This window comes from Lentzea sp. NPDC036949, assembly GCF_055608075.1.
The window spans coordinates 486,361-506,308 of sequence record NZ_JBVJRA010000001.1 but is presented as its reverse complement, the minus strand read 5'-3'; the positions used below and the strand labels follow the sequence as shown (position 1 = coordinate 506,308).

At 71.2% G+C, this 19,948-nt stretch carries 21 protein-coding genes; 9 read left to right on the top strand and 12 right to left on the bottom strand.

Going from position 1 to position 19,948, the window contains the following annotated elements; all coding sequences use genetic code 11:
* Positions 1 to 64: 64 nt before the first annotated feature.
* From ACZ7CD_RS02610 to ACZ7CD_RS02580, 7 genes are all read left to right on the top strand, one after another.
* Entirely contained in the window at positions 65 to 1,054 is a 990-nt protein-coding gene (locus ACZ7CD_RS02610; RefSeq protein WP_458434291.1) for an ABC transporter permease, read from the top strand.
* Complete coding sequence (locus ACZ7CD_RS02605; protein WP_360396733.1) at positions 1,051 to 1,821, top strand: ATP-binding cassette domain-containing protein; 771 nt, start codon at positions 1,051 to 1,053, stop codon at positions 1,819 to 1,821. Before ACZ7CD_RS02610 ends, ACZ7CD_RS02605 begins: the two co-directional genes overlap by 4 nt.
* The gene (iolC, locus tag ACZ7CD_RS02600) at positions 1,818 to 2,750 is read left to right on the top strand and encodes a 5-dehydro-2-deoxygluconokinase (protein ID WP_360396734.1); all 933 of its coding nucleotides are present in this window, start codon (positions 1,818 to 1,820) and stop codon (positions 2,748 to 2,750) included. Before ACZ7CD_RS02605 ends, iolC begins: the two co-directional genes overlap by 4 nt.
* Positions 2,747 to 3,652, top strand: coding sequence for a Cgl0159 family (beta/alpha)8-fold protein (locus ACZ7CD_RS02595; RefSeq protein ID WP_360396736.1), 906 nt, complete (start codon positions 2,747 to 2,749; stop codon positions 3,650 to 3,652). The genes iolC and ACZ7CD_RS02595 overlap by 4 nt, the downstream gene beginning before the upstream one ends.
* Positions 3,649 to 4,536: a 5-deoxy-glucuronate isomerase gene (gene iolB, locus ACZ7CD_RS02590; RefSeq protein WP_470378209.1), complete on the top strand. Its 888-nt coding sequence runs from the start codon at positions 3,649 to 3,651 to the stop codon at positions 4,534 to 4,536. The genes ACZ7CD_RS02595 and iolB overlap by 4 nt, the downstream gene beginning before the upstream one ends.
* The gene (gene iolD / locus ACZ7CD_RS02585; RefSeq protein WP_470378208.1) at positions 4,533 to 6,386 is read left to right on the top strand and encodes a 3D-(3,5/4)-trihydroxycyclohexane-1,2-dione acylhydrolase (decyclizing); all 1,854 of its coding nucleotides are present in this window, start codon (positions 4,533 to 4,535) and stop codon (positions 6,384 to 6,386) included. Before iolB ends, iolD begins: the two co-directional genes overlap by 4 nt.
* A gap of 121 nt (positions 6,387 to 6,507) precedes the next feature.
* Positions 6,508 to 7,503 (top strand): NADH:flavin oxidoreductase/NADH oxidase, encoded by a 996-nt coding sequence (locus ACZ7CD_RS02580; RefSeq protein ID WP_470378207.1) that lies wholly within the window; start codon positions 6,508 to 6,510, stop codon positions 7,501 to 7,503.
* A 72-nt stretch (positions 7,504 to 7,575) separates the two neighbouring features.
* On the opposite strand, the gene ACZ7CD_RS02575 is transcribed toward ACZ7CD_RS02580, so the two are convergent.
* Complete coding sequence (locus ACZ7CD_RS02575) at positions 7,576 to 7,761, bottom strand: DUF3073 domain-containing protein (RefSeq protein ID WP_360396744.1); 186 nt, start codon at positions 7,759 to 7,761, stop codon at positions 7,576 to 7,578.
* 173 nt (positions 7,762 to 7,934) lie between these two features.
* Here ACZ7CD_RS02575 and ACZ7CD_RS02570 point away from each other — a divergent pair, with 173 nt between their 5' ends.
* Positions 7,935 to 8,798: a DUF8083 family protein gene (locus ACZ7CD_RS02570; protein ID WP_360396746.1), complete on the top strand. Its 864-nt coding sequence runs from the start codon at positions 7,935 to 7,937 to the stop codon at positions 8,796 to 8,798.
* Here ACZ7CD_RS02570 and ACZ7CD_RS02565 read toward each other — a convergent pair.
* From ACZ7CD_RS02565 to ACZ7CD_RS02545, 5 genes are read right to left on the bottom strand one after another with little or no spacing between them, the layout of a single operon-like run.
* Positions 8,741 to 9,922, bottom strand: coding sequence for an MFS transporter (locus tag ACZ7CD_RS02565; RefSeq protein WP_360396748.1), 1,182 nt, complete (start codon positions 9,920 to 9,922; stop codon positions 8,741 to 8,743). The genes ACZ7CD_RS02570 and ACZ7CD_RS02565 overlap by 58 nt on opposite strands.
* A 57-nt stretch (positions 9,923 to 9,979) precedes the next feature.
* Entirely contained in the window at positions 9,980 to 10,549 is a 570-nt protein-coding gene (locus ACZ7CD_RS02560) for an RsiG family protein (protein ID WP_360396750.1), read from the bottom strand.
* Between the two features lie 60 nt (positions 10,550 to 10,609).
* The gene (locus ACZ7CD_RS02555) at positions 10,610 to 11,434 is read right to left on the bottom strand and encodes a beta-keto acid cleavage family enzyme (RefSeq protein ID WP_360396751.1); all 825 of its coding nucleotides are present in this window, start codon (positions 11,432 to 11,434) and stop codon (positions 10,610 to 10,612) included.
* Positions 11,435 to 11,452: 18 nt separating this feature from the next.
* On the bottom strand, positions 11,453 to 12,514 hold the full coding sequence (ygfZ, locus tag ACZ7CD_RS02550; protein ID WP_458430017.1) for a CAF17-like 4Fe-4S cluster assembly/insertion protein YgfZ: 1,062 nt from the start codon (positions 12,512 to 12,514) through the stop codon (positions 11,453 to 11,455).
* Positions 12,511 to 12,900, bottom strand: coding sequence for a Fur family transcriptional regulator (locus ACZ7CD_RS02545; protein ID WP_470369996.1), 390 nt, complete (start codon positions 12,898 to 12,900; stop codon positions 12,511 to 12,513). Before ACZ7CD_RS02545 ends, ygfZ begins: the two co-directional genes overlap by 4 nt.
* A 71-nt stretch (positions 12,901 to 12,971) precedes the next feature.
* Between ACZ7CD_RS02545 and ACZ7CD_RS02540 the strand changes: the two genes are divergently transcribed.
* Entirely contained in the window at positions 12,972 to 13,814 is an 843-nt protein-coding gene (locus ACZ7CD_RS02540; protein WP_458430018.1) for an aminodeoxychorismate lyase, read from the top strand.
* A 1-nt stretch (position 13,815) separates the two neighbouring features.
* Here ACZ7CD_RS02540 and ACZ7CD_RS02535 read toward each other — a convergent pair whose 3' ends face one another.
* The 6 genes from ACZ7CD_RS02535 to ACZ7CD_RS02510 form a co-directional block, all read right to left on the bottom strand.
* Positions 13,816 to 16,350, bottom strand: coding sequence for a glycosyl hydrolase family 18 protein (locus ACZ7CD_RS02535; RefSeq protein WP_470378206.1), 2,535 nt, complete (start codon positions 16,348 to 16,350; stop codon positions 13,816 to 13,818).
* 85 nt (positions 16,351 to 16,435) lie between these two features.
* A complete protein-coding gene (locus tag ACZ7CD_RS02530; protein WP_470378205.1) occupies positions 16,436 to 17,287 on the bottom strand; it encodes a 5-oxoprolinase subunit C family protein in 852 nt (283 codons plus the stop codon).
* A complete protein-coding gene (pxpB, locus tag ACZ7CD_RS02525; protein WP_458430021.1) occupies positions 17,284 to 17,871 on the bottom strand; it encodes a 5-oxoprolinase subunit PxpB in 588 nt (195 codons plus the stop codon). The genes ACZ7CD_RS02530 and pxpB overlap by 4 nt, the downstream gene beginning before the upstream one ends.
* A 66-nt stretch (positions 17,872 to 17,937) precedes the next feature.
* Complete coding sequence (locus ACZ7CD_RS02520; RefSeq protein WP_360396765.1) at positions 17,938 to 18,549, bottom strand: heme-binding beta-barrel domain-containing protein; 612 nt, start codon at positions 18,547 to 18,549, stop codon at positions 17,938 to 17,940.
* Positions 18,550 to 18,796: 247 nt separating this feature from the next.
* Positions 18,797 to 19,096, bottom strand: coding sequence for a DUF1416 domain-containing protein (locus tag ACZ7CD_RS02515; RefSeq protein WP_360396767.1), 300 nt, complete (start codon positions 19,094 to 19,096; stop codon positions 18,797 to 18,799).
* A gap of 5 nt (positions 19,097 to 19,101) precedes the next feature.
* Complete coding sequence (locus tag ACZ7CD_RS02510; RefSeq protein ID WP_360396769.1) at positions 19,102 to 19,947, bottom strand: sulfurtransferase; 846 nt, start codon at positions 19,945 to 19,947, stop codon at positions 19,102 to 19,104.
* Position 19,948: the final 1 nt, after the last annotated feature.

The following is a 19,948-nucleotide window of genomic DNA, read 5'->3' as shown; positions in this document are numbered from 1 at the left end:
GGAGATGACCGTGACAGCCACAGCTCCACCGGCTGCCGACGAACGGCTGGGCAAGCCGAAGCCGATGGACCAGCTGGTCAAGCGGCCGGAGATCGGCGCCATGCTCGGCGCACTGCTCGTGTTCGTGTTCTTCTCCGTGGTCACCGAGCAGTTCCTGAGCGTCGGCGGTGCCGCCACCTGGCTGGACGACGCGTCCATGCTCGGGATCATGGCGGTCGCGGTGGCGTTGCTGATGATCGGCGGCGAGTTCGACCTGTCCGCCGGCGTCATGACCGCGTCCACCGCGCTGGTCACGGCTCTCCTCGCCACCCAGCTCGGACTGAACGTCTGGCTGGCGCTGCTGGTGTCGCTCGCCTTCGCGCTGGCGGTGGGCGCGCTGAACGGCTGGCTCGTGATGCGCACGGGCCTGCCGAGCTTCATCGTGACGCTGGGCAGCTTCCTCGCGTTGCAGGGCCTCAACCTCGGCGTCACGCGCCTGGTCACGGGCAGCGTGCAGGTGTCGGGCATGCGCTCGGCGGCCGGGTACGAGTCGGCCGGGTTCCTGTTCGCCTCGACGTTCCAGGTCGCGGGCACCGGCTTCTACGTGTCGATCATCTGGTGGGTGCTGTTCACCGTCGTCGCGTCGACTGTGCTGATGCGCACCCGGTTCGGCAACTGGATCTTCGCGGTCGGCGGTGCCGCGCAGAGCTCGCGCGCGGTCGGCGTGCCGGTCGTGCGGTCGAAGATCCTGCTGTTCATGACGACCGCGTTCGCCGCGTGGCTCGTCGGCTCGATCAACATCCTGCGGTACGCGAGCGTGCAGGCCAACCAGGGCATCGGCCTGGAGTTCCAGTACATCATCGCGGCGGTGATCGGCGGCTGCCTGCTGACCGGCGGGTTCGGTTCCGCGGTGGGCGCGGCGATCGGCGCGCTGATCTTCGGCATGGCCCGGCAGGGCATCGTCTACGCCGGCTGGAACAGCGACTGGTTCCAGCTGTTCCTCGGCGTGATGCTGCTGGCCGCCGTGCTGGTGAACAACATGCTGCGCCGCCGAGCGGAGAGGGTCCGGCGATGACGCCACTCATCGAGACCGAGGACATCGGCAAGACCTACGGCAGCGTCATCGCGCTCAGCGACGTGTCCACCGTGGTCAACGCCGGCGAGGTCACCTGTGTGCTCGGTGACAACGGCGCCGGCAAGTCGACGCTGATCAAGATCCTGGCCGGTGTGCACCAGCACGACCGGGGCTCGTTCAAGGTCGAGGGGCAGGAGATCCGCTTCTCCTCGCCCCGAGAGGCGCTGGACCACGGCATCGCGACCGTGTACCAGGACCTCGCGGTCGTGCCGCTGATGTCGGTGTGGCGCAACTTCTTCCTCGGCTCGGAACCGACGACGAAGCTCGGGTTCCTGGACCGGAAGAAGGGCAGGGAGATCACCAGGAAGGCGTTGTCCGACATGGGCATCGACCTCCGCGACGTCGAGCAGCCCGTCGGCACGCTGTCCGGCGGTGAACGGCAGTGCGTCGCCATCGCCCGCGCCGTGCACTTCGGCGCCAAGGTGCTGATCCTCGACGAACCGACCGCGGCGCTCGGCGTGAAGCAGGCCGGGGTGGTGCTGAAGTACGTGGCCCAGGCCCGTGACCGCGGCCTCGGCGTCGTGCTGATCACCCACAACCCGCACCACGCCTACCCGGTCGGCAACCGGTTCCTGCTGCTCAAGCGCGGCCGTGCGCTCGGCTCGTACGAGAAGTCCGAGATCGACATCAACGAGCTCACGAAGCAGATGGCCGGTGGTGCCGAGCTGGAGGCCCTGGAGCACGAGCTGCGGGGTGTGGAGGCGTGACGTCGCTGGAGGTGCTGACCGTCGGCCGGGTCGGGGTCGACCTGTACCCCGAGCAGTCGGGCGTGCCGCTGGCCGACGTCAGCACGTTCGCCAAGTCGCTCGGCGGCACGGCGACCAACGTCGCGGTCGCCGCCGCACGGCTCGGCCGCCGGGCCGGTGTGCTGACCAAGGTCGGCCCGGACGGCTTCGGGACCTACGTGCGGCGAGCACTGGAGGGGTTCGGGGTGTCGCCGGCACACGTCGGCACGTCGCCGGACCTGCTGACGCCGGTGGTGTTCTGCGAGCTGAACCCGCCCGCCGACCCGCCGCTGCTGTTCTACCGGCTGCCGACCGCGCCGGACCTGACGCTGACCGACGCCGACGTGCCGTGGGACGTCGTGCGGGACGTGCCGCTGCTGTGGGTGACCGGCACCGGCGTCTCCGCGGAACCGGCCCGCGCGACCCAGCGGAAGATGCTGGAGCACCGCGGCCGGCGCACGCACACCGTGCTCGACCTGGACCACCGGCCGATGTTCTGGCCGGACGTCGAGACCGCGCGCACCGAGATCGGCTGGATGCTCGACCACGTCACGGTCGCCGTGGGCAACCGGACCGAGGTCGAGGTCGCCGTCGGCACGTCCGATCCGGACGGGGCCGCTGACCGGCTGCTGGCCCGCGGGTTGTCGTTGGTGCTGGTCAAGAAGGGTGCCGACGGCGTGCTCGTCGCCACGCCGGAGGGCCGCTGGACGGTCGCGCCGAACCCCGTCGAGGTCGTCTGCGGGCTCGGCGCCGGTGACGCGTTCGGCGGGTCGCTGGCGCACGGCCTGCTGTCCGGCTGGGACCCGGTGCGGATCGCCCGCTACGCCAACGCGGCCGGCGCGTTGGTCGCGTCCCGGCTGGCCTGCGCCGACGCGATGCCGGACGAGAAGGAGATCGAGGAACTGCTGTGATCACTGATGGGCAGTGGCGCGAACTGCTGTGGCGGCGCGCGGAGGACCCCGGTTCGATCCGGCGGGCCTACCAGTCGCGCAGGCGCAGGCAGACGTTGCTGAACGGCAAGTCCACGCTGTTCCTGGTCGCGGCGGACCACCCGGCGCGCGGTGCACTCGGCGTCGGCGGCGACCCGCTGGCGATGGCGGACCGGCGCTCGTTGCTGGCGCGCCTGCTGACGGCGCTGGCCAACCCCGACGTCGACGGCGTGCTCGGCACGCCGGACGTGATCGAGGACCTGCTGCTGTTGGACGGCCTGCACGAACGCGTGGTCATCGGGTCGATGAACCGCGGTGGCCTCGCCGGTGCCGACTGGGAGATCGACGACCGGTTCACCGCGTACTCGGCGGCGTCCATCGCGACGTTCGGCCTGGACGGCGGCAAGATGCTGCTGCGCCTGGTCGACTCGGACCCCGGCACGATCCCGACGCTGGAGGGCTGCGCGCGGGCCGTCACCGAACTGGCCGAGCACGGCCTGATGGCGATGGTGGAACCGTTGCCGTACCAGCGCGACCACAACGACAAGCTGGTGCTGCAGAAGGACGCCGCCGCCCTGTCGCGCGCTTCGGCCGTGGCAGCGGGGCTGGGCTCGACCTCCGCCTACACCTGGCTCAAGCTGCCCGCGCCGGGCGAACCCGAGGTCGTGCTGGACACGACGGCGCTGCCCGCGCTGGTGCTCGGCGGCGTGCCGTCCGCGAACCCCGAGGACGACCTCGCGTCGTGGGGCCGTTCGCTGCGCCACGACGCCGTGCGGGGCCTGGTCGTCGGCCGCGCGCTGCTCTACCCGCCGGACGGTGACGTGGCCGCCGCCGTCGCCGCTGCCGCCGAAGTCCTCCGCGCCGCGAAGGGGATCACCGAATGACCCTGCACCGTCCACACGGGACGCTCTCGACGCCGTCCGACGTCGTCTCGCTCGCACCCGCGGACGCGGGCTGGACGTACACCGGTCTGCGGGTGCTGCGGATCGAGGCCGGCCACGCCCGTACCGTCGCGACCGGTGAGTTCGAGGCGTTCGTGCTGCCGCTCGCCGGATCGCTCGTGGTCGAGGTGGACGACGAGCGGTTCGAGCTGCGGGGCCGTGAGTCGGTCTTCACCCGCGTCACGGACTTCGCCTACGTGCCACGGGACGCGACGGTCGTCTTGTCCAGTGTGGACGGATGCGAGGTCGCGCTGCCGATGGCGCGCTGCGAGAACCGGCTGTCGCCGAAGTACGGCCCGGCGGAAGGCGTCCCGGTCGAGGTGCGCGGCGCGGGCAACGCGACCCGCCAGGTCACGAACTTCGGCGTGCCGGGCGTGTGGGACCACGCGGACAGGCTGAACGCGTGCGAGCTGATCACCCCGGACGGCAACTGGTCCTCGTACCCGCCGCACAAGCACGACGCCTCCGCGCCGTGCGAGGTGGAGAACGAGGAGGTCTACTACTTCCGCATCGCCGACCGGGACGGCGTCACGCCGTCGCGCACCGGTTTCGGCTTCCACCGCACGTACACCGACGACGGCACGATCGACGAGGACGTGACCGTGCGCGACGGCGACGTGTTCCTGATCCCGCGCGGCTACCACGGCCCGTGCGTGGCCGCGCCCGGTTACCCGATGTACTACCTGAACGTGCTGGCGGGACCGGGTGCCGAGCGCTCGATGGCGTTCTGCGACGACCCGGCGCACACCTGGGTCCGCGACAGCTGGGCGGCGCAGGAGCTCGACCCGCGCTGCCCGGTCACGACCGCAGAGGGGCGGACCAAGTGAAGCTCACGACCGCACAGGCGCTCGTCCGCTGGATGCTCGCCCAGCAGACCGAGCTCTTCGACGGCACCCGCGCACCGCTGTTCCCCGGCGTGTTCGCGATCTTCGGTCACGGCAACGTCCTCGGCGTCGGCACCGCGCTGGAGGAGGTCCGCGACCGGATTCCGGTGTGGCGCGGCCACACCGAGCAGGGCATGGCGCTGGCCGCCGTCGGCATCGGCAAGGCCACCCACCGCCGTCAGGTCGGCGTCGCCACGTCATCGATCGGCCCCGGCGCGTTGAACATGGTCACCGCGGCCGGCGTCGCCCACGCCAACCGCCTGCCGCTGCTGTTGCTGCCCGGCGACACCTTCACCGGCCGCGCGCCGGACCCGGTGCTGCAGCAGGTCGAGCACTTCCACGACCCCACGGCCACCGTGAACGACGCCTTCCGCGCCGTCTCCCGCTACTTCGACCGCATCACCCGGCCCGAGCAGCTGCTGTCGACGTTGCCGCAGGTGGCCCGCGTGCTGACCGACCCGGCGGACTGCGGCCCGGTGACCCTGGCGCTGCCGCAGGACGTGCAGGCCGAGTCCTTCGACTTCCCGGAGTCGCTGTTCAAGCCGGTCGTCCACCGCCTGGTGCGCTCCCGCCCCGACCTGCACGCGCTGGCCGACGCCGCTCACCTGGTCCGCTCGTCGGCCCGCCCGCTGCTCGTGCTGGGCGGCGGCGTCCGCTACTCCGGTGCCGCCGGCCGCGCCCTGCGGTTCGCCGAACAGCACGGCATCCCGGTCACCGAGACCACGGCGGGCCGCACGCTGGTCCCGCACGACCACCCCCTGCACGCCGGTCCCCTGGGCATCACCGGCTCGACCTCGGCGAACGTCCTGGCCGGCGAGGCCGATCTGGTGCTCGCGGTGGGCACCCGGCTGCAGGACTTCACGACCGCGTCCTGGACCGTGTTCTCCCCGGACGTGAAGCTGGTGTCGCTGAACACGGCCCGCTTCGACGCCGTGAAGCACGGCTCGTCCGCCCTGGTCGCCGACGCCGACGAGGGCCTGCGCGAGCTGACCGACGTCCTCGGTTCCTGGCAGGCCCCGTCCTCGTGGGCCCAGCGCGCGGCCTCGGAGCGTGCGAAGTGGGACGCCCACATCACCGCGCTGCGCACCCCGTCGGCAGGCCTGCCCACGTACGCCCAGGTCGTCGGCGTGGTGAACGAGGCCAGCGGCCCGACCGACTACGTGCTGACCGCGTCCGGTGGCCTGCCCGGCGAGCTGATCGGCGGCTGGCGCGCCACCGGCGCGGCCACCATGGACGTCGAGTACGGCTTCTCCTGCATGGGCTACGAGCTGGCCGGCGCCTGGGGAGCCGCGATCGCCCACACCTCCGGTGTCGTCACGACCCTGCTGGGCGACGGCTCGTACCTGATGCTGAACTCGGAGCTGTTCTCCGCGTCCTTCGCCGGCCACGGCTTCGTGGCCGTGGTCTGCGACAACGACGGCTACGCCGTGATCCACCGCCTGCAGACCGGCCAGGGCGGCACCGGCTTCAACAACCTCTACGCCGACTGCCGGTCCACCCACGCCACACCGCCCCGCACCGACTTCGCGGCACACGCGGCGGCCATGGGCTGCGCGGTGTTCCCGGTCGACTCGCTGGACGAGCTGGACGGCGCCTACCGCAAGGCGCGCGAGGTGGCGGTCGGTGAGCAGCGGCCCGCGGTCGTGGTGATCCGCACGCACCCGTCGTCGTGGACGGAGGCCGGGGCGTGGTGGGAGGTCGGGGTGCCGGAGACCTCGCACCGGGCGGAGATCGCGGCGGCGCGGGAGGACGTGCTGGAGGGCAAGGCCAGGCAGGTCCGCTATCTGACCTGATGACCGGTTCGGTGTCTCAGCGTCACGCCCAGTGACTGAGACGACGCCGCTGCCGGGAACAACACGCCGAGAGGCTCCCTTGAACATTTAGTTAGGTCTACGAACGTTCAAGGGAGCCCCCGTGAGCTTGCTGTTCTCCCCGCTTACCCTGCGGGGCGTCACGCTGCCCAACCGCATCGCGGTCAGCCCGATGTGCCAGTACTCGGTGGACCAGGAGGACGGCGTCCCGACCGACTGGCACCTCGTCCACCTCGGCTCGCGCGCCGTCGGCGGGGCCGGCCTGGTGATCGCCGAGGCCACGGCCGTGGTGCCGGAGGGCCGGATCTCACCGCAGGACACCGGCATCTGGAACGACGAGCAGGTCGCGGCCTGGCGCAGGGTCACGAGCTTCATCAAGGCGCAGGGCAGCGTCCCCGGCATCCAGCTCGGGCACGCCGGGCGCAAGGCGATCGGCGACTGGGTGCCGGTGGCGCCCACGACCGAGCCGTTCCCCGGTGGCAACCAGCCGGAGAAGATCACGAACCACACCGGGGTCGTCAAGGCGTTCGTCGAGGGGGCGATCCGGGCGCTCGCGGCCGGGTTCGAGGTGCTCGAGATCCACGCCGCCCACGGCTACCTGCTGCACCAGTACTACTCGCCGCTGACGAACAAGGGCAGCCTGGAAGAACGCATCGCCGTTCCGGTCGAGGTCACCGCCGCCGTGCGGGCAGCCGTCGGCCCGGAGGTGCCGGTGATCGTGCGGATCAGCGGTACCGACTGGGTCGACGACGGCTGGACCGCCGACGACAGCGTGGTGCTGGCGACGGCGCTCAAGGCCGCGGGTGCCGACCTGGTCGACGTGTCCAGTGGTGGCAACACGGCGCAGGCGGAGATCCCGGTCGGGCCCGGCTACCAGGTGCCGCTGGCTGAGGCTGTGCGGCGCAAGGCGGACGTGCCCACGGGTGCGGTCGGCCTGATCACCGAGGCGAAGCAGGCCGAACAGGTGTTGAACGACGGTGCCGCCGACCTGGTGCTGCTCGCACGCGAGCTGCTCCGCGACCCGTACTGGCCACTGCACGCGGCACAGCAGCTGGGTGTGGAGGTTCGAGCACCGAGGCAGTACGCCAGGGCGTTCTGAGCAGGCCTGACGAGGTCAAGGGTTGGGTGGCCTCGATCAGCCACCCAACCCTTGAACCGCGTCAGGCTTGATTCAGCGACGGTAGTCGTCGTAGTCGTCGTACGGGTCGTCATGGCGCTCATCGCCACCACTCCCGTTCGGCGACGTTTCGCCACCAGACAGCTCTCGCTGCAGCGCAGCGAAGTCGGTCTCATGAGAGCTGTATTTGAGCTCCCTGGCGACCTTCGTCTGCTTGGCCTTCGCTCGGCCGCGCCCCATGGCTCGACCCCCTCGCACAGGGACGGGGGCGGCCGGGGGAACGGCGGCCCCACTCGTCTCGACAACTAGTTCCTGGTAACTACCGTACCGTGCCGATGGGGTTCCTCGCGACGCGGTAGGCGTGACACGCACCGCCAAATCTCCCAGCCGCCCCCGCGTGGAAGGATGCACAGGTGCCCAGACCGTTCGTCGCCTACCTCAGGGTGTACGAACCGTTATCGGTTCTGGACGCGCCGCTGGCCGATGAAGTGCGAAAAGCCCTGGACAGGGGCCCTGTCGCCCGCGCGGAGGTCGGTGACCGAGAGCGAGAGCTGTGGTTGCGCTCACAGTTGGCGAAGAAGTTGCTCCCGGGCGGTTCGGACCTCGACGTGATGACCATCAGCCCGGCCGAGGTGCCGACGTCCGACGCCGCGCGTGTCGGGCCGGGACCCCTCGTCTGCCCGCTGGACCTCAGGGCCCGGTCCGCGGCGGCCCTGGTGGGCTTCCTGGCCTCTTCTCCGCCCGTTCTGCAGGACGCGGCGCTCGGCGCGGCACCGGAGACGGTCCGGTCGCGTGCGTCCGCCGTGCTGGCCGAGCTGTCCGCCGGGGCCGTGCACGTGATCTCCACGACGTGGACGGTGCCGCTGCCGTGGTTCGCCCTCGTCGACCCGGCCCAGCGCCGGGTGGTGCTCGCGAGCGCCCAGGACGACCCGGAGCGGCAGGTGTCCTGGCGGGTTGCCATGGCCGACGCCCGCCGGCGGGTCGCGCGGGCGTTGAAGGTCGTGAAGAGCGCGCTGGGTGACGACGGGCCGGCCAAGGTCCTCGCCGACACCGGCCGCTGGCTGGAGCACTTCCACCCGCACTCGGCGGTCGAGCTCGACTACGGCGGCCTGGTCCAGCTGCTGAACGACGTGGACCTGATGGAGGACTCCTCCGCGGCCGACGTGAACGCCGTCGTCGACGCGCTGGAGACCGGGGACGCCGAGGAGGTCGCGCTGCGCTACGAGACGCTGCGCGAGTTCTGGGGCGAGCTGGCCCGCCGCGAACGCCACGGCTGAAGCAGCGCCCACCCGGCGGTCGAAGCCGCGGCCGCGAGCAGCATCGCCGCGGGCCACCCCACGTGCACCGCGACCCAGGCCGAGACGGCGGGCGTGACCGTCGCGCTGAGGTAGTTCGCGCTGTTCTGCATGCTGATCGCGGTCGCGCTGCGGCCCTCCGGCGCGAGCTCGCCCGCCTCGGTGACGGCGAGCCCGTTCCACGCCAGCGCCACCACGGCGGTCGGCACCAGCACCGCCACGAGCACCGGCACCGGCGCCCGGTCCAGCACGGCGGTCAGCACGAACCCCACCGCCATCGCCACGGCGAGCACCCGCAGCGGCCCGACGCGGCTGCCCACCCGGTCCGACCAGACCCCGGCCGCCAGCCGGCCGGCCCCGCCCAGCGCCTGCGCCACGCCGAACACCACGGCGGCGGTCGTGACGGCCAGCCCGCGGTGCTCGTGCAGCAGCGGCACCAGCAGCGTCGCCGCGGTGAACTGGGGGACGACGAGGAGCCCGCTGGCCGCGGTGAGCCGGATCAGCCGCGGGTCCCTGAGCACGAGCCCGTGCGCGCCACCGCCGCGGGTGGCACCCGGTGGTTCGCGGACCAGCAACGCCACCGCGAGCGCCACGAACGCCGTCACCGACGCCAGGACGACGAACGCCACCGGCACGCCGGAGGCGAGCGCGATGCCGGGCAGGAACGCGGCGGTCAGCGCGGCGCCCAGCGGGGTCGCCGTCTGCCGCACCCCCATCGCCAGCCCGCGCCGGCCGCTGGGGAACCAGGACATCACCGCCCGGCCGCTGGCGGCGTTCACGCTGGCACCGAACAGCCCGGCGCCGAGCAGGGCCGCGCCCGCGAGCCACGCGTCGCCGACCGCCACGCCGAGCAGGCAGGCCGCGGCGCCGGCGCCCCCGATGGTCATCGCGAGCCGTTCGCCGCGCTTGTCCGCGAAGAGGCCCCACGGCACCAGCGCGATCATCGTGCCGAGGTTGACCGCGCCGAGCAGCAGCCCCACCTGGGGCAACGTCAGGCCGAAGTGGTCGCGCAGCTGGGGGCTGAGGGCCGAGAGGCCGAGGAAGACCGCCGCGTTGGTGCCCTGCGCCAACGCCCCCACGAACAGCACGACCCAGCGGTACCCCATGGGGGCACGCTAGGTCCGCAGCTCAGAAAGTGGAACGACTCTCCCAGATGCTGGGAGTCAGCTCTTCCGCCGGTGGTGGCCGCGCTCCGCGGCCAGCAGCTCGTCCACGGACGCGCTCCCGCGCTGGTAGCGGGACGCGATCTCGGCGTTGAGCCGGTCCACGACCACCTGCACCTCACGCCGCCGCACCGACACGGAGGCCTCTTCGGAGATGAACGTCTCCAACACCTCACCGAGGCGGTCGTCGGACAGCTTGCTCACGTCGGAGAGGTCGACATCGGAAATCAGCGCTTCCACGTGCCGTTGATGCGCATCAGCACGTGAGGGCTCATGGGTCTGGTACCGGCCGAGGCCGGTCGCCGGCCCGACGGCGTTCGTGGAGAGGATCGTGGCCAGTTGGTCGACCACCGCCGAGCCGCCGGAGCTGCGGCGCTGCTGTTCGGCACGCACGATGTCGATTCGCGCGTGCAGCAGCCGCCGCAGGTAGGACAGGTCGGTTTCCTCCTGCGCTGCTTCGTCGCGGAGTTCGCGCACCTCGACGAGCGGGCGTTGCTCGACGCCCTCCGTGTAGTCGGGAGCGAGCACCCGGTCGATTCGGCGGCGCCCGCCAGGACGCACCTCGATCACGTGTCCATCCTGCGGTAGATCCTCCTCAGCCGCCAACAGATCCCTTGCACCGAACTTGTCTCAAATCTGCACGCCCAGCACCTTGCGCGCCTCGTCGGGCGACAGCGGCGGCCGCTGCGCGATCTTCGCGAGACCCGCCGCACGGGCGACGAGCTGTGCGTTGTCCCGCACCGGCACGCCTCGCGAGTAGCTGGTCGTGTCTTCCATACCCACGCGGAGGTGCCCACCCGCGCCCAATGCGGTGAACATCACGGGAAGAGTGGTCCGGCCGATCCCGGTGGCGGAGAACGTCGCCCCGTCCGGCAGGGCGTTCACCGCGGCGACCAGCGTCTGCGCGTCACCGGGCATGCCGCCGGGCACGCCCATGACGAGGTCGACGTGCACGTGCCCGCCCGCGGGCAGGCCGTGCTGGTCGAGCAGCCGCTTCAACGACGCCAGCTGGCCGATGTCGAAGATCTCGTACTCGGGCACGATGCCGCGTTCCTGCATGCCCTTGTGCAGCGCGACGACGAACTCCCAGCGGTTCAGGAACACGTCGTCGCCGAAGTTGACGGTCCCCATCGTGCAGGACGCCGAGTCCGGCATCGCCTCCAGCACGCGCAGCCGGTGCTCCTCCGGGTCGTGCACCGACCCGCCGGTGGACAGCTGGACCACGAGGTTCGTCTGCTCGCGCAACGCGGCGACGGTGGCCTTCAGCAGCCCGAGGTCGAGCGACGGCTTCGCGTCCGCGCCGCGGACGTGGACGTGGATCATCGCCGCGCCGACCTGCTCGCAGCTCCGCGCCGTCGAGACCAGCTCCTCCAGGGTCACCGGGAGCTGGGGGACGTCGGTCTTCGCGTGCTCCGCTCCGGTGGGAGCGACAGTGATGAGCGTGCCCAGGGACATAGGCGCGACTGTAGGGGCTCAGCCCCTCAAGTTGCGAACAGCTTCCCTGCCCAGACCGGGCGTGTCCGGCGGCACCGAGTCGGGGTCGATGCGGGCGGCCGCCTGGCGCTCCCCGTCACCGGCGACCAGCTCGGACTCGACCGGTACGGACCGCTTGACCAGCGCCAACGCGATCGGCCCCAGCTCGTGGTGCTGCGCGACGCTGCCCACCCGGCCCACCACGCGGCCGTCCAGGAGGACCGGGTCACCGGTCTCCGGCTGGCCATCGGCAGAACCATCCAGGTGGAGTAGGAGCATGCGGCGGGGCGGCCGTCCCACGTTGTGGACCTTCGCGACCGTCTCCTGGCCGCGGTAGCAGCCCTTGCTCAGGTGGACCGCCGGCTCGACCAGGTTCACCTCGTGCGGGATCGTGCGCTCGTCGGTGTCGACGCCCAGCCGGGGCCGCAGCGACTCGACCCGCAGCGCCTCGAAGGCGAAGCTGCCGGCCGGGCGGGCGCCCGCGCCGGTGATCCGCTGCCACCACGCGGCCAGCTCGGCGCGCGGCACCAGCAGGTCGAACGCGCCCTTGCCCGGCCACGACGTCCGCCGCACGAAGCCGTCGCCCAGCGCGGCGACGTCCGCGGGCACCGGCACGCCGAGCTTCTCCAGCAGCGCGGCCGCGTCCGGGCCGATGACCGTCAGCAGCGCGAGCTCGGCCGTGGCGTCACGTGGCTCGACCTTCGACCAGAAGACCATCTTCTTCAGGTACGCGAGCAGGTCGTCGACCTTCTCCACGTCCAGGAACACGGTGCCGCCGACGTTCGCGACGACCATGTGGTGCTCCAGCCGGCCCTGCGCGTCGAGGATCAGCGCCTCGGTGCCGGCGTTCTCGCCGAGCTGCTCGAAGTGCTGGCTGGTGAGCTGGTGCAGCCAGGTGAGCCGGTCCTCGCCGGGCACGGCGATGATCCCGCGGTGCGAGCGGTCCACGACGACGACCGAGCGCGCGGCCGAGCGTTGTTCCGCGAACGGGTCGCCGTAGTGCCAGGCGACGCCGGCGTCGGTCGACTCGTCGGGCGGAGGAACGGCTCCTGGGAGGCTCACTCGGTCTCCTGCTCCTGCTTCAGGCAGTCGCGGCACGTGCCGGACAGCGCGAGGTGGCTTGCATCAAGTTCGAACCCGTCGCGCTCCCGCAATGTTCCGACCAGCGGGTCGAGCAGCTCACACGGGATCTCGTCGATCCGGCCGCAGGAGTGGCAGACCAGGTGCACGTGCTGGTGCTCGTCGACGGAGTAGCTCGGCGCGCCGTGCCCGAGGTGCGTGTGCCGCACCAGCCCGAGCCGGTCGAGCAGGTCGAGCGTGCGGTAGATCGTCGTGATGTTGACCGTCGGCGCCGTCTCCTGGACGCGCTGGCAGATCTGCTCCGGGGTCGCGTGGCCCAGGACCCTGACGGCGTCCAGCACGAGCTGGCGCTGCGGTGTCATCCGCATGCCGCGGTCGTGCAGCGTTTTGCGCAGGCCTCTTGCGGTCTCCACAGCCCTGATGTTAGTAGGCTCACGCCATGCGCGTGCTGGCACTGCTCGACGGAACCCTTGCCGACCCCGACGCCCCGCAGATCCGTGTCGACGACCTCGGTCTGATGCGCGGCGACGGCGTCTTCGAAACCATCCTCGTCGTCGACGGCAAGCCCCGTGAGCTGTCGCCGCACCTGGACCGCCTGGAGCGGTCGGCGGCCATGCTCGACATGCCGGTCCCGCCGCGGCCAGAGTTCGAGCGCGCGGTCGAGCTCGTCATCGCCAACTGGACCGGTGGCGGCGAGTTCGCGCTCAAGCTCGTCTACACCCGCGGTGTCGAGGGCGGCGACGGCACCGGCACCGGGTTCGCGCTGGGCATGGAGATCGGCGCGAAGGTGCTCAAGCAGCGCGCCGAGGGCCTGTCCGCGGTGACGCTGGACCGCGGCATCGAGGCGGACCTCGCCGACCGCGCGCCGTGGTTGCTGCTGGGCGCCAAGTCGCTGTCGTACGCGATCAACATGGCCGCTGTCCGCGAGGCCGAGCGCCGCGGCGCCGCCGAGGTCATCTTCACGACCTCCGGCGGTTCCGTGCTGGAGGGCCCCACCTCCACCGTGGTCCTGGTGCGCGGCAAGACGCTGGTCACGCCGCCGTCCGAGCTCGGCATCCTGCCCGGCACCACGCAGTACGCGTTGTTCCGCGCCGCCGAGCGCGCCGGCTGGACCGTGCTCGTGGAGCCGGTCCAGACCGGCGAGCTCTACGACGCCGAGGGCGTGTTCCTCGCCTCCAGCGTCCGCAAGATCACGCGGGTGACCACGCTGGACGGCAAGCAGCTGCCCGACTCGTCGGCCCTGCTCACCGAGCTGCAGGGCCTGTACGAGTCGGAGTACTGAGCTACCTCAGCCCGGCGTCGACCGCGGCCAGCAACGGGCCGCGGTCACCGGACATCTCCCAGAACATCGCGCCCAGCAGGTTCTTCGACTTGAGCCACGCGGTCTTCTTCTGGATCGACCACACGTCGTCGAAGGTCCACCACTGGTTGCCGGTGTAGCAGGACGTCGCCACCGCCACCTCGTCGTGGAAGACGGTGCAGTTCGGCACCGACGCGACGAGGTTGGCGTACCCGCGCGTGCCGGACTCCTCCGGGAACTGGCCCGGTGCCGCGCCACCCGCCTGCTGCCACTCGCCGTTCTTGCCGCCGTTGACCACGTTCTGCCAGCCGCGGCCGTAGAACGCGAGCCCGAGCGTGATCTTGCGCGGCGGCACCCCCGCGTCGAGGTAGGCCTGCACCGTGCTCTCCACGCTGAACTTCGTCGTGTACGGGTCGTCCAGGTCCGGGTACAGGTTGCCCTGGTGGCCGGTCCGGTTGGGCTCCCACGAGTTGTCGCTGCCGGAGCCGTGGAAGTCGTAGCCCTGGACGTTGAAGATGTCCATCGACTGCGCGACCCGCCCGAGCTCCCAGCCCGCCTCGATCTTGGCCGGGTCGGCCGGCGTGAACGCGGTCAGCTGGTAGCGCTTGCCGGTCGTGGCGCCGTAGGCGTCGATCTGCCGGCGGAACTCCTCGATCAGCAGGGTGTTGTTGACCTTGTCCTGCGGACCGAAGTGGTTGCCCGCGTGGCCCTCCGCGCCCGGCCACTCCCAGTCGAGGTCGAAGCCGTCGAAGATGCCCGCCGCCGTGCCGGGACCGCCCGCGCCGTTGTAGACCGGCAGGTTGCCCTTGAGGTAGACGTCGATGCACGACGACACGAACTTCTTGCGCGCCGCGTCGGTGGCCGCGACGTCGGAGAAGTACTTGGAGTACGTCCAGCCGCCGAGCGAGATCAGCACCTTCAGGTCCGGGTGCTTCGCCTTGAGCTTCTTGAGCTGGTTGTAGTTGCCGCGCAACGGTTCCCAGCCGCTGTCCGCCACACCGTCGACGGACTGGGCCGCCGCGAACGGCCTGCTGTAGTCGGCTTCCGCGTCACCGGCGCCGTCACCCTGGTTCGGGTCCTGCGGGTTCGGGCTGGTGCCCTTCGTGACACCGTGCAGGCACGTCAGGTTGACCGGGTCGATGTTGCCGAACGCGTAGTTGACGTGCGTCAGCTTCGCGGCGTCCATGTCCTTCACGAAGTACTGGCGTCCGTAGATGCCCCACTGCACGAAGTACCCGACACGGGCGTGGCCGCCGACGATGTCACTGGTGCGTTCGTTCACCGCGTTGCTCGCGGCGGACACGTTGTCGTAGATGTCCCGTGCGCGCACGGTGAACGTGTAGTCCGTGGACGGCGCAAGGCCATTGACGACCGCGGTGGTGCCGGAGACCGTCTGCTTCACGGTCGAGCCGACGTAGACGTCGTAGTTCGCGACGCCGCGGTTGTCGGTGGACGCGGTCCACGCCAGCGTGACGCTGCCCGCGTCCTTCGCCGTGGCGCGCAGGGTGCCCGGCGCGGTCGGCGGGGTCGTGTCGTCGGCGGGGTTGTTGGTGGTGACGGCCACGGCCGTGCTCGGAGCGCTCTGCGTGCCCTTGGTGTCCTTGGCGCGCACGGTGAACGAGTACGCCGTGTTCGGGTTCAGGCCGGTGATGATCGTGGACGTCGTGGTGGAGCTGCCGGCGAGCGTGCTGCCGTTGTAGACGTCGTACCCGGCGATGGGCAGGGAGCCGGGGTTCGACGCGGTCCACTGCAACGTCACCGTGCGCGTGGTCTTCGTCGGCGAGGTGAGGCCCGTCGGGGTGCTCGGCGGGGTGTCCGCGCTGCCGTCGCAGTTCGCGTTGTTGATCCGGCACGTCACCGGGTCGACGTTGGAGCTGATGGCGAACGTCGGGCTGTACGGCTCGGTGCTGCCACCCGCGGCCACGGTCTTGTTGTAGTGCAACGGGGTGATGGTGACCTGGTTGCCGTTCTGGCTGACGGTGCCGTTCTGGCCGTTGCCTGCCGTCACGCCGTTGGGCAGCGTGAGGGAGATCGACCAGTCGCTCACCGCGGCGGTGGTGTGGTTGCGCACGACGAACTTCGCCGTGCCACCGGCCACCGAGTACTCGGCGGTGAGCCCGGTGGGCGCCGGTGCGGGGTCACCGCTGCCGTCGCACGCCATGCCGTTGATCGTGCAGGCGGTCGGGTCGGCCGCGGCGCTCAGCGTGAACGTCGGGCTGTAGGGCTCGGTGGTGCGCCCCGCGGGGAGGTTGGCGAGGTAGAACGCCGGGGTGAGCGTCACCCGCGTGCCGTTCTGGGTGGTGGTGGCGTTCTGGACGCCGCTCACCGTGACACCGGTGGGCAGGTCGAACTTGACCAACCAGCCGTTGAGCGCGGCCGTGGACGCGTTGGCGACCACGAGCTTGGCGCTCGTGCCGGTGCGGGTGAAGGTCGCGGTGATGCCCGTGGCGGCGTGTGCAGGGACCGCCAGGGCTGTTACCGCGACCAGAATCGCTAGGAGGGCAGGGAATCGGCGCATGCGGAACTCCAGTTTGGTGAAGGTTCCGCGGCGGCCTGGTGGATACCGTATTTGGTCTGGACCACTTCCGTCAACGCCGTGGTCCTCAGTCCCGCGGCAGGAACCTCACCGTCGTGCCGGGCCTGGCCTGGCCGAGAAACCGCAGGTGAGCGCTGTCGACGACACCGATGACGGGGTAGCCGCCGGTCGTCGGGTGGTCGTTGAGGAAGACCACGGGCTGCCCGTCCGGCGGCACCTGGACCGCGCCGGTGATCATGCCCTCGCTGGGTATCTCGCCGTCACGACGATTCAGAACGGTGCCCCGCAGTCGCACGCCGACCCGGTTGCCGCGGTCGCTGACGGTCCAGGAACCCCGGCGCAGCTGGGTTTCCGCGTCCTCGAACCAGTCGTCGCGCGGGCCGAGCAGGACGGGAACGGTGATGGTCTGCGGTGCGTGGAACGGCGGCACGACGTCTGCGCCGGTCGCCGGGTTCGGGGCGCCGAGCTCCAGGACGTCGTTGTCCCGCAAGGGTTCTGGACCGATTCCGGAGAGCAGGTCGGTCGACCGGCTGCCCAGCTCCGCGCGCGCGTCGATGCCGCCCGAGACGGCGAGGTAGGTGCGCAGGCCGGTCTGCGGGGTGCCGATGACGAGGGTCGCGTTCGCCGGCAGGTGCACCGGCTGGTGCGAGTCGGCGAGCCGGCCGTCGACGCGGACCTCGACCGCGGGCCCGGTGATCGCGACCGTGCAGGAGGAGTGCGCTTCGAGGTGGAGACCACCGAGCAGCAGTTCGAGGCCGGCGGCGGTCTCGTCGTTGCCGACCAGCCGGTTGGCGAGCCGCAGCGAGTGCGGGTCGACGGCACCGGACGGCGGCACGCCGAGGTGGGCGTTGCCGGGGCGGCCGAGGTCCTGGACGAGCGCCTGCGGGCCGGTGCGGACGATCGTGACGCGGCGGCTCATGCGACCACGAACCTGACCTCGTCGCCGGGCGCGAGCAGGGCCGGTGTCTCGGCCCCGGGGTCGAACAGCGTGATCCGGGTGCGGCCGATCAGGCGCCAGCCGCCGGGGGTCGCACGCGGGTAGGCGGCGGTGAACTCGCCGGCGATGCCGACCGACCCGGCCGGGACCTTCGTGCGCGGCGAGTCGAGCCGGGGTTGCCGGAGCACCTCCGGCAACCCGGTCAGGTAGCCGAAGCCGGGAGCGAAGCCGCAGAACGCGACCTCGTAGGTGGCGGCGGTGTGCAGCTCGACGACCTCGGCGGTGCCGATGCCGGCGGTCTCGGCGACGAGGTCGAGGTCCGGCCCGTCGTAGGTGACGGGGATGGTGACCTGGCGGGACTCGGTGGCGGGCGCCTTGGTCAGGTCGACGTTCGCGAGCACTTCCCTGACCCGCGGCAGCGCACCCTTGACGAGCACCGTCCTGGCGGCCGGGACGAGCTCCTCGACCCCGGGCAGCCCGTGCAGGGCCGCGCGGACGGCCGCGACCTCGGTCAGCGAGTCGACCTCGACCAGGAGTGCGTCAGTACCGCAGCGCCGCAGCAGCATGGACCCATGCTACGGGGAATCGTGGGATTGTTGAACAATCCCACGACCCCGGCTTCAGCGTGTCGCTCAGCCGACGATGCGCTGGAGCTGCGCCGACGCGTGCGCCTGCATCGGCTGCCCCATCATGGCGCGCTCCTCGACGTAGGCGAGGTCGCCGTTGACGATGCCGTAGAGCCGCTGGGCCGCGGTGACGTCCTTGGCGGTGGCGGTGCGGATCAGCGCGTCGGTCTGGAACTCCCAGGCCGTCTGCTTGATCGGCTTGCCGTAGTACATCTCGATGATGCCCGTGTTGTGCGTGAGCAGCACCTCGATGGTGTCGTCCGGCTGCGGGCGCCAGAACCCGCTCTCCCGCGCCGCCGGCCTGATGACCTCGCCTGCCTCGTTGAGCAGCCACGACCGCGCCTCGTAGACGAGGAACGGCCGGCCGTCGTGGGCGAACGTGATCTGCTGGCCGAAGCGGAACGGGCCGTCGATCGTCGGGTAGACGACCTCGCCCTCACCCCGCCACACACCCACCAGCGGCAGCACCGCGAGCAGGGCGTCGTTCAGGTTCGCGCCCTCCCGCAGGTTCGCCGTGTCGCCCGGGATGGGCATGTCGGTGAACTGCGGCAGGTTGCGGGCACGCGTCGCCTCCGCGCGCTGCTCGGCCAGGCGGATGGCCTCGTCGCCGCTGGTCATCGCTGGTCGGAGTAGAGCCGGTACACGACGTAGGCCGAGAACCAGACGACCGCGATGGTCACGAGCACCAGGAGTCCGGTGAAGATGTGTTCCACCGGGAAAGGATATCCCGGGGCGGCTGACGTGCAGGATTGTGGTGGTGGACGACACGGCTCACGCCCCGCGTGAGCCGCGGCTGTCGCGGCAGGCCTGGACGGCGAAGGGCCCCGGCAGTGGCGTGACTGCCGGGGCCCTCCTGCTCGAAGCGTCAGGCGACCGCGATCTCCAGCGAGTGCACGCCGGGACCCGAGGCCGCCACGTCGGCCTGCCCGTTGCCGGTGCGGTGCAGGGCGCGGACGGTCCAGCTGCCCGGCGCCGCGAAGAACCGGAAGTCGCCCTCCGGGGAGGAGACGACCTCGGCGGTGAACTCGCCGGTCGAGTCCAGCAGGCGGACGAAGGCGCCGCCGACGGGGGTGCCGTCGGCCACGACCTTGCCCTGCAGGACGGTCTCCGAGGACGAGACGTCGATCGCGCCGCCCTGGACGGGCGCGCCGCACGAGTCGCTCATGGTGATCAGGCCTCCTTGCCGGAACCGAGCTCGATCGGCACGCCGATGAGCGAGCCGTACTCCGTCCAAGAACCGTCGTAGTTCTTGACGTCTTCGTGGCCGAGCAGCTCGCGCAGGGCGAACCAGGTGTGCGAGGAGCGCTCGCCGATGCGGCAGTACGCGATGGTCTTGCGCGAGCCGTCGAAGCCGGCCTCCTCGTAGAGGGCGCGCAGCTCCTCGTCGGACTTGAAGGTGCCGTCCTCGTTGGCGGCCTTGCTCCACGGCACGTTCACGGCCGAGGGGATGTGGCCGCCGCGCTGGGCCTGCTCCTGGGGGAGGTGGGCCGGGGCGAGGAGCTTGCCGGAGAACTCGTCGGGGGAACGGACGTCCACGAGGTTCTTGTTGCCGATGGCCTCGACGACCTCGTCGCGGAACGCGCGGATCGAGAGGTCCTGCTCCTGGGCGGAGTAGGAGGTGGCCTCGCGGACGACCTCCTCCTTGTCCAGCGGACGGCCGTCGAGCTCCCACTTCTTGCGGCCACCGTCGAGGAGCTTCACGTCGTTGTGGCCGTAGAGCTTGAAGTACCAGTACGCGTAGGCGGCGAACCAGTTGTTGTTGCCGCCGTAGAGGACGACGGTGTCGTCGTTGGAGATGCCCTTGGCGGACAGCAGCTTCTCGAAGCCCTCGCGGTCGACGAAGTCGCGGCGCACCGGGTCCTGGAGGTCGTTCTTCCAGTCGATCTTGACGGCGCCGGGGATGTGGCCGCCCTCGTACGCGGTGGTGTCCTCGTCGACCTCCGCGAAGACGACGCCGGGCGTCTGGAGGTTCTCCTCGGACCAGGCTGCCGAGACCAGCACGTTCTCACGGCTCATC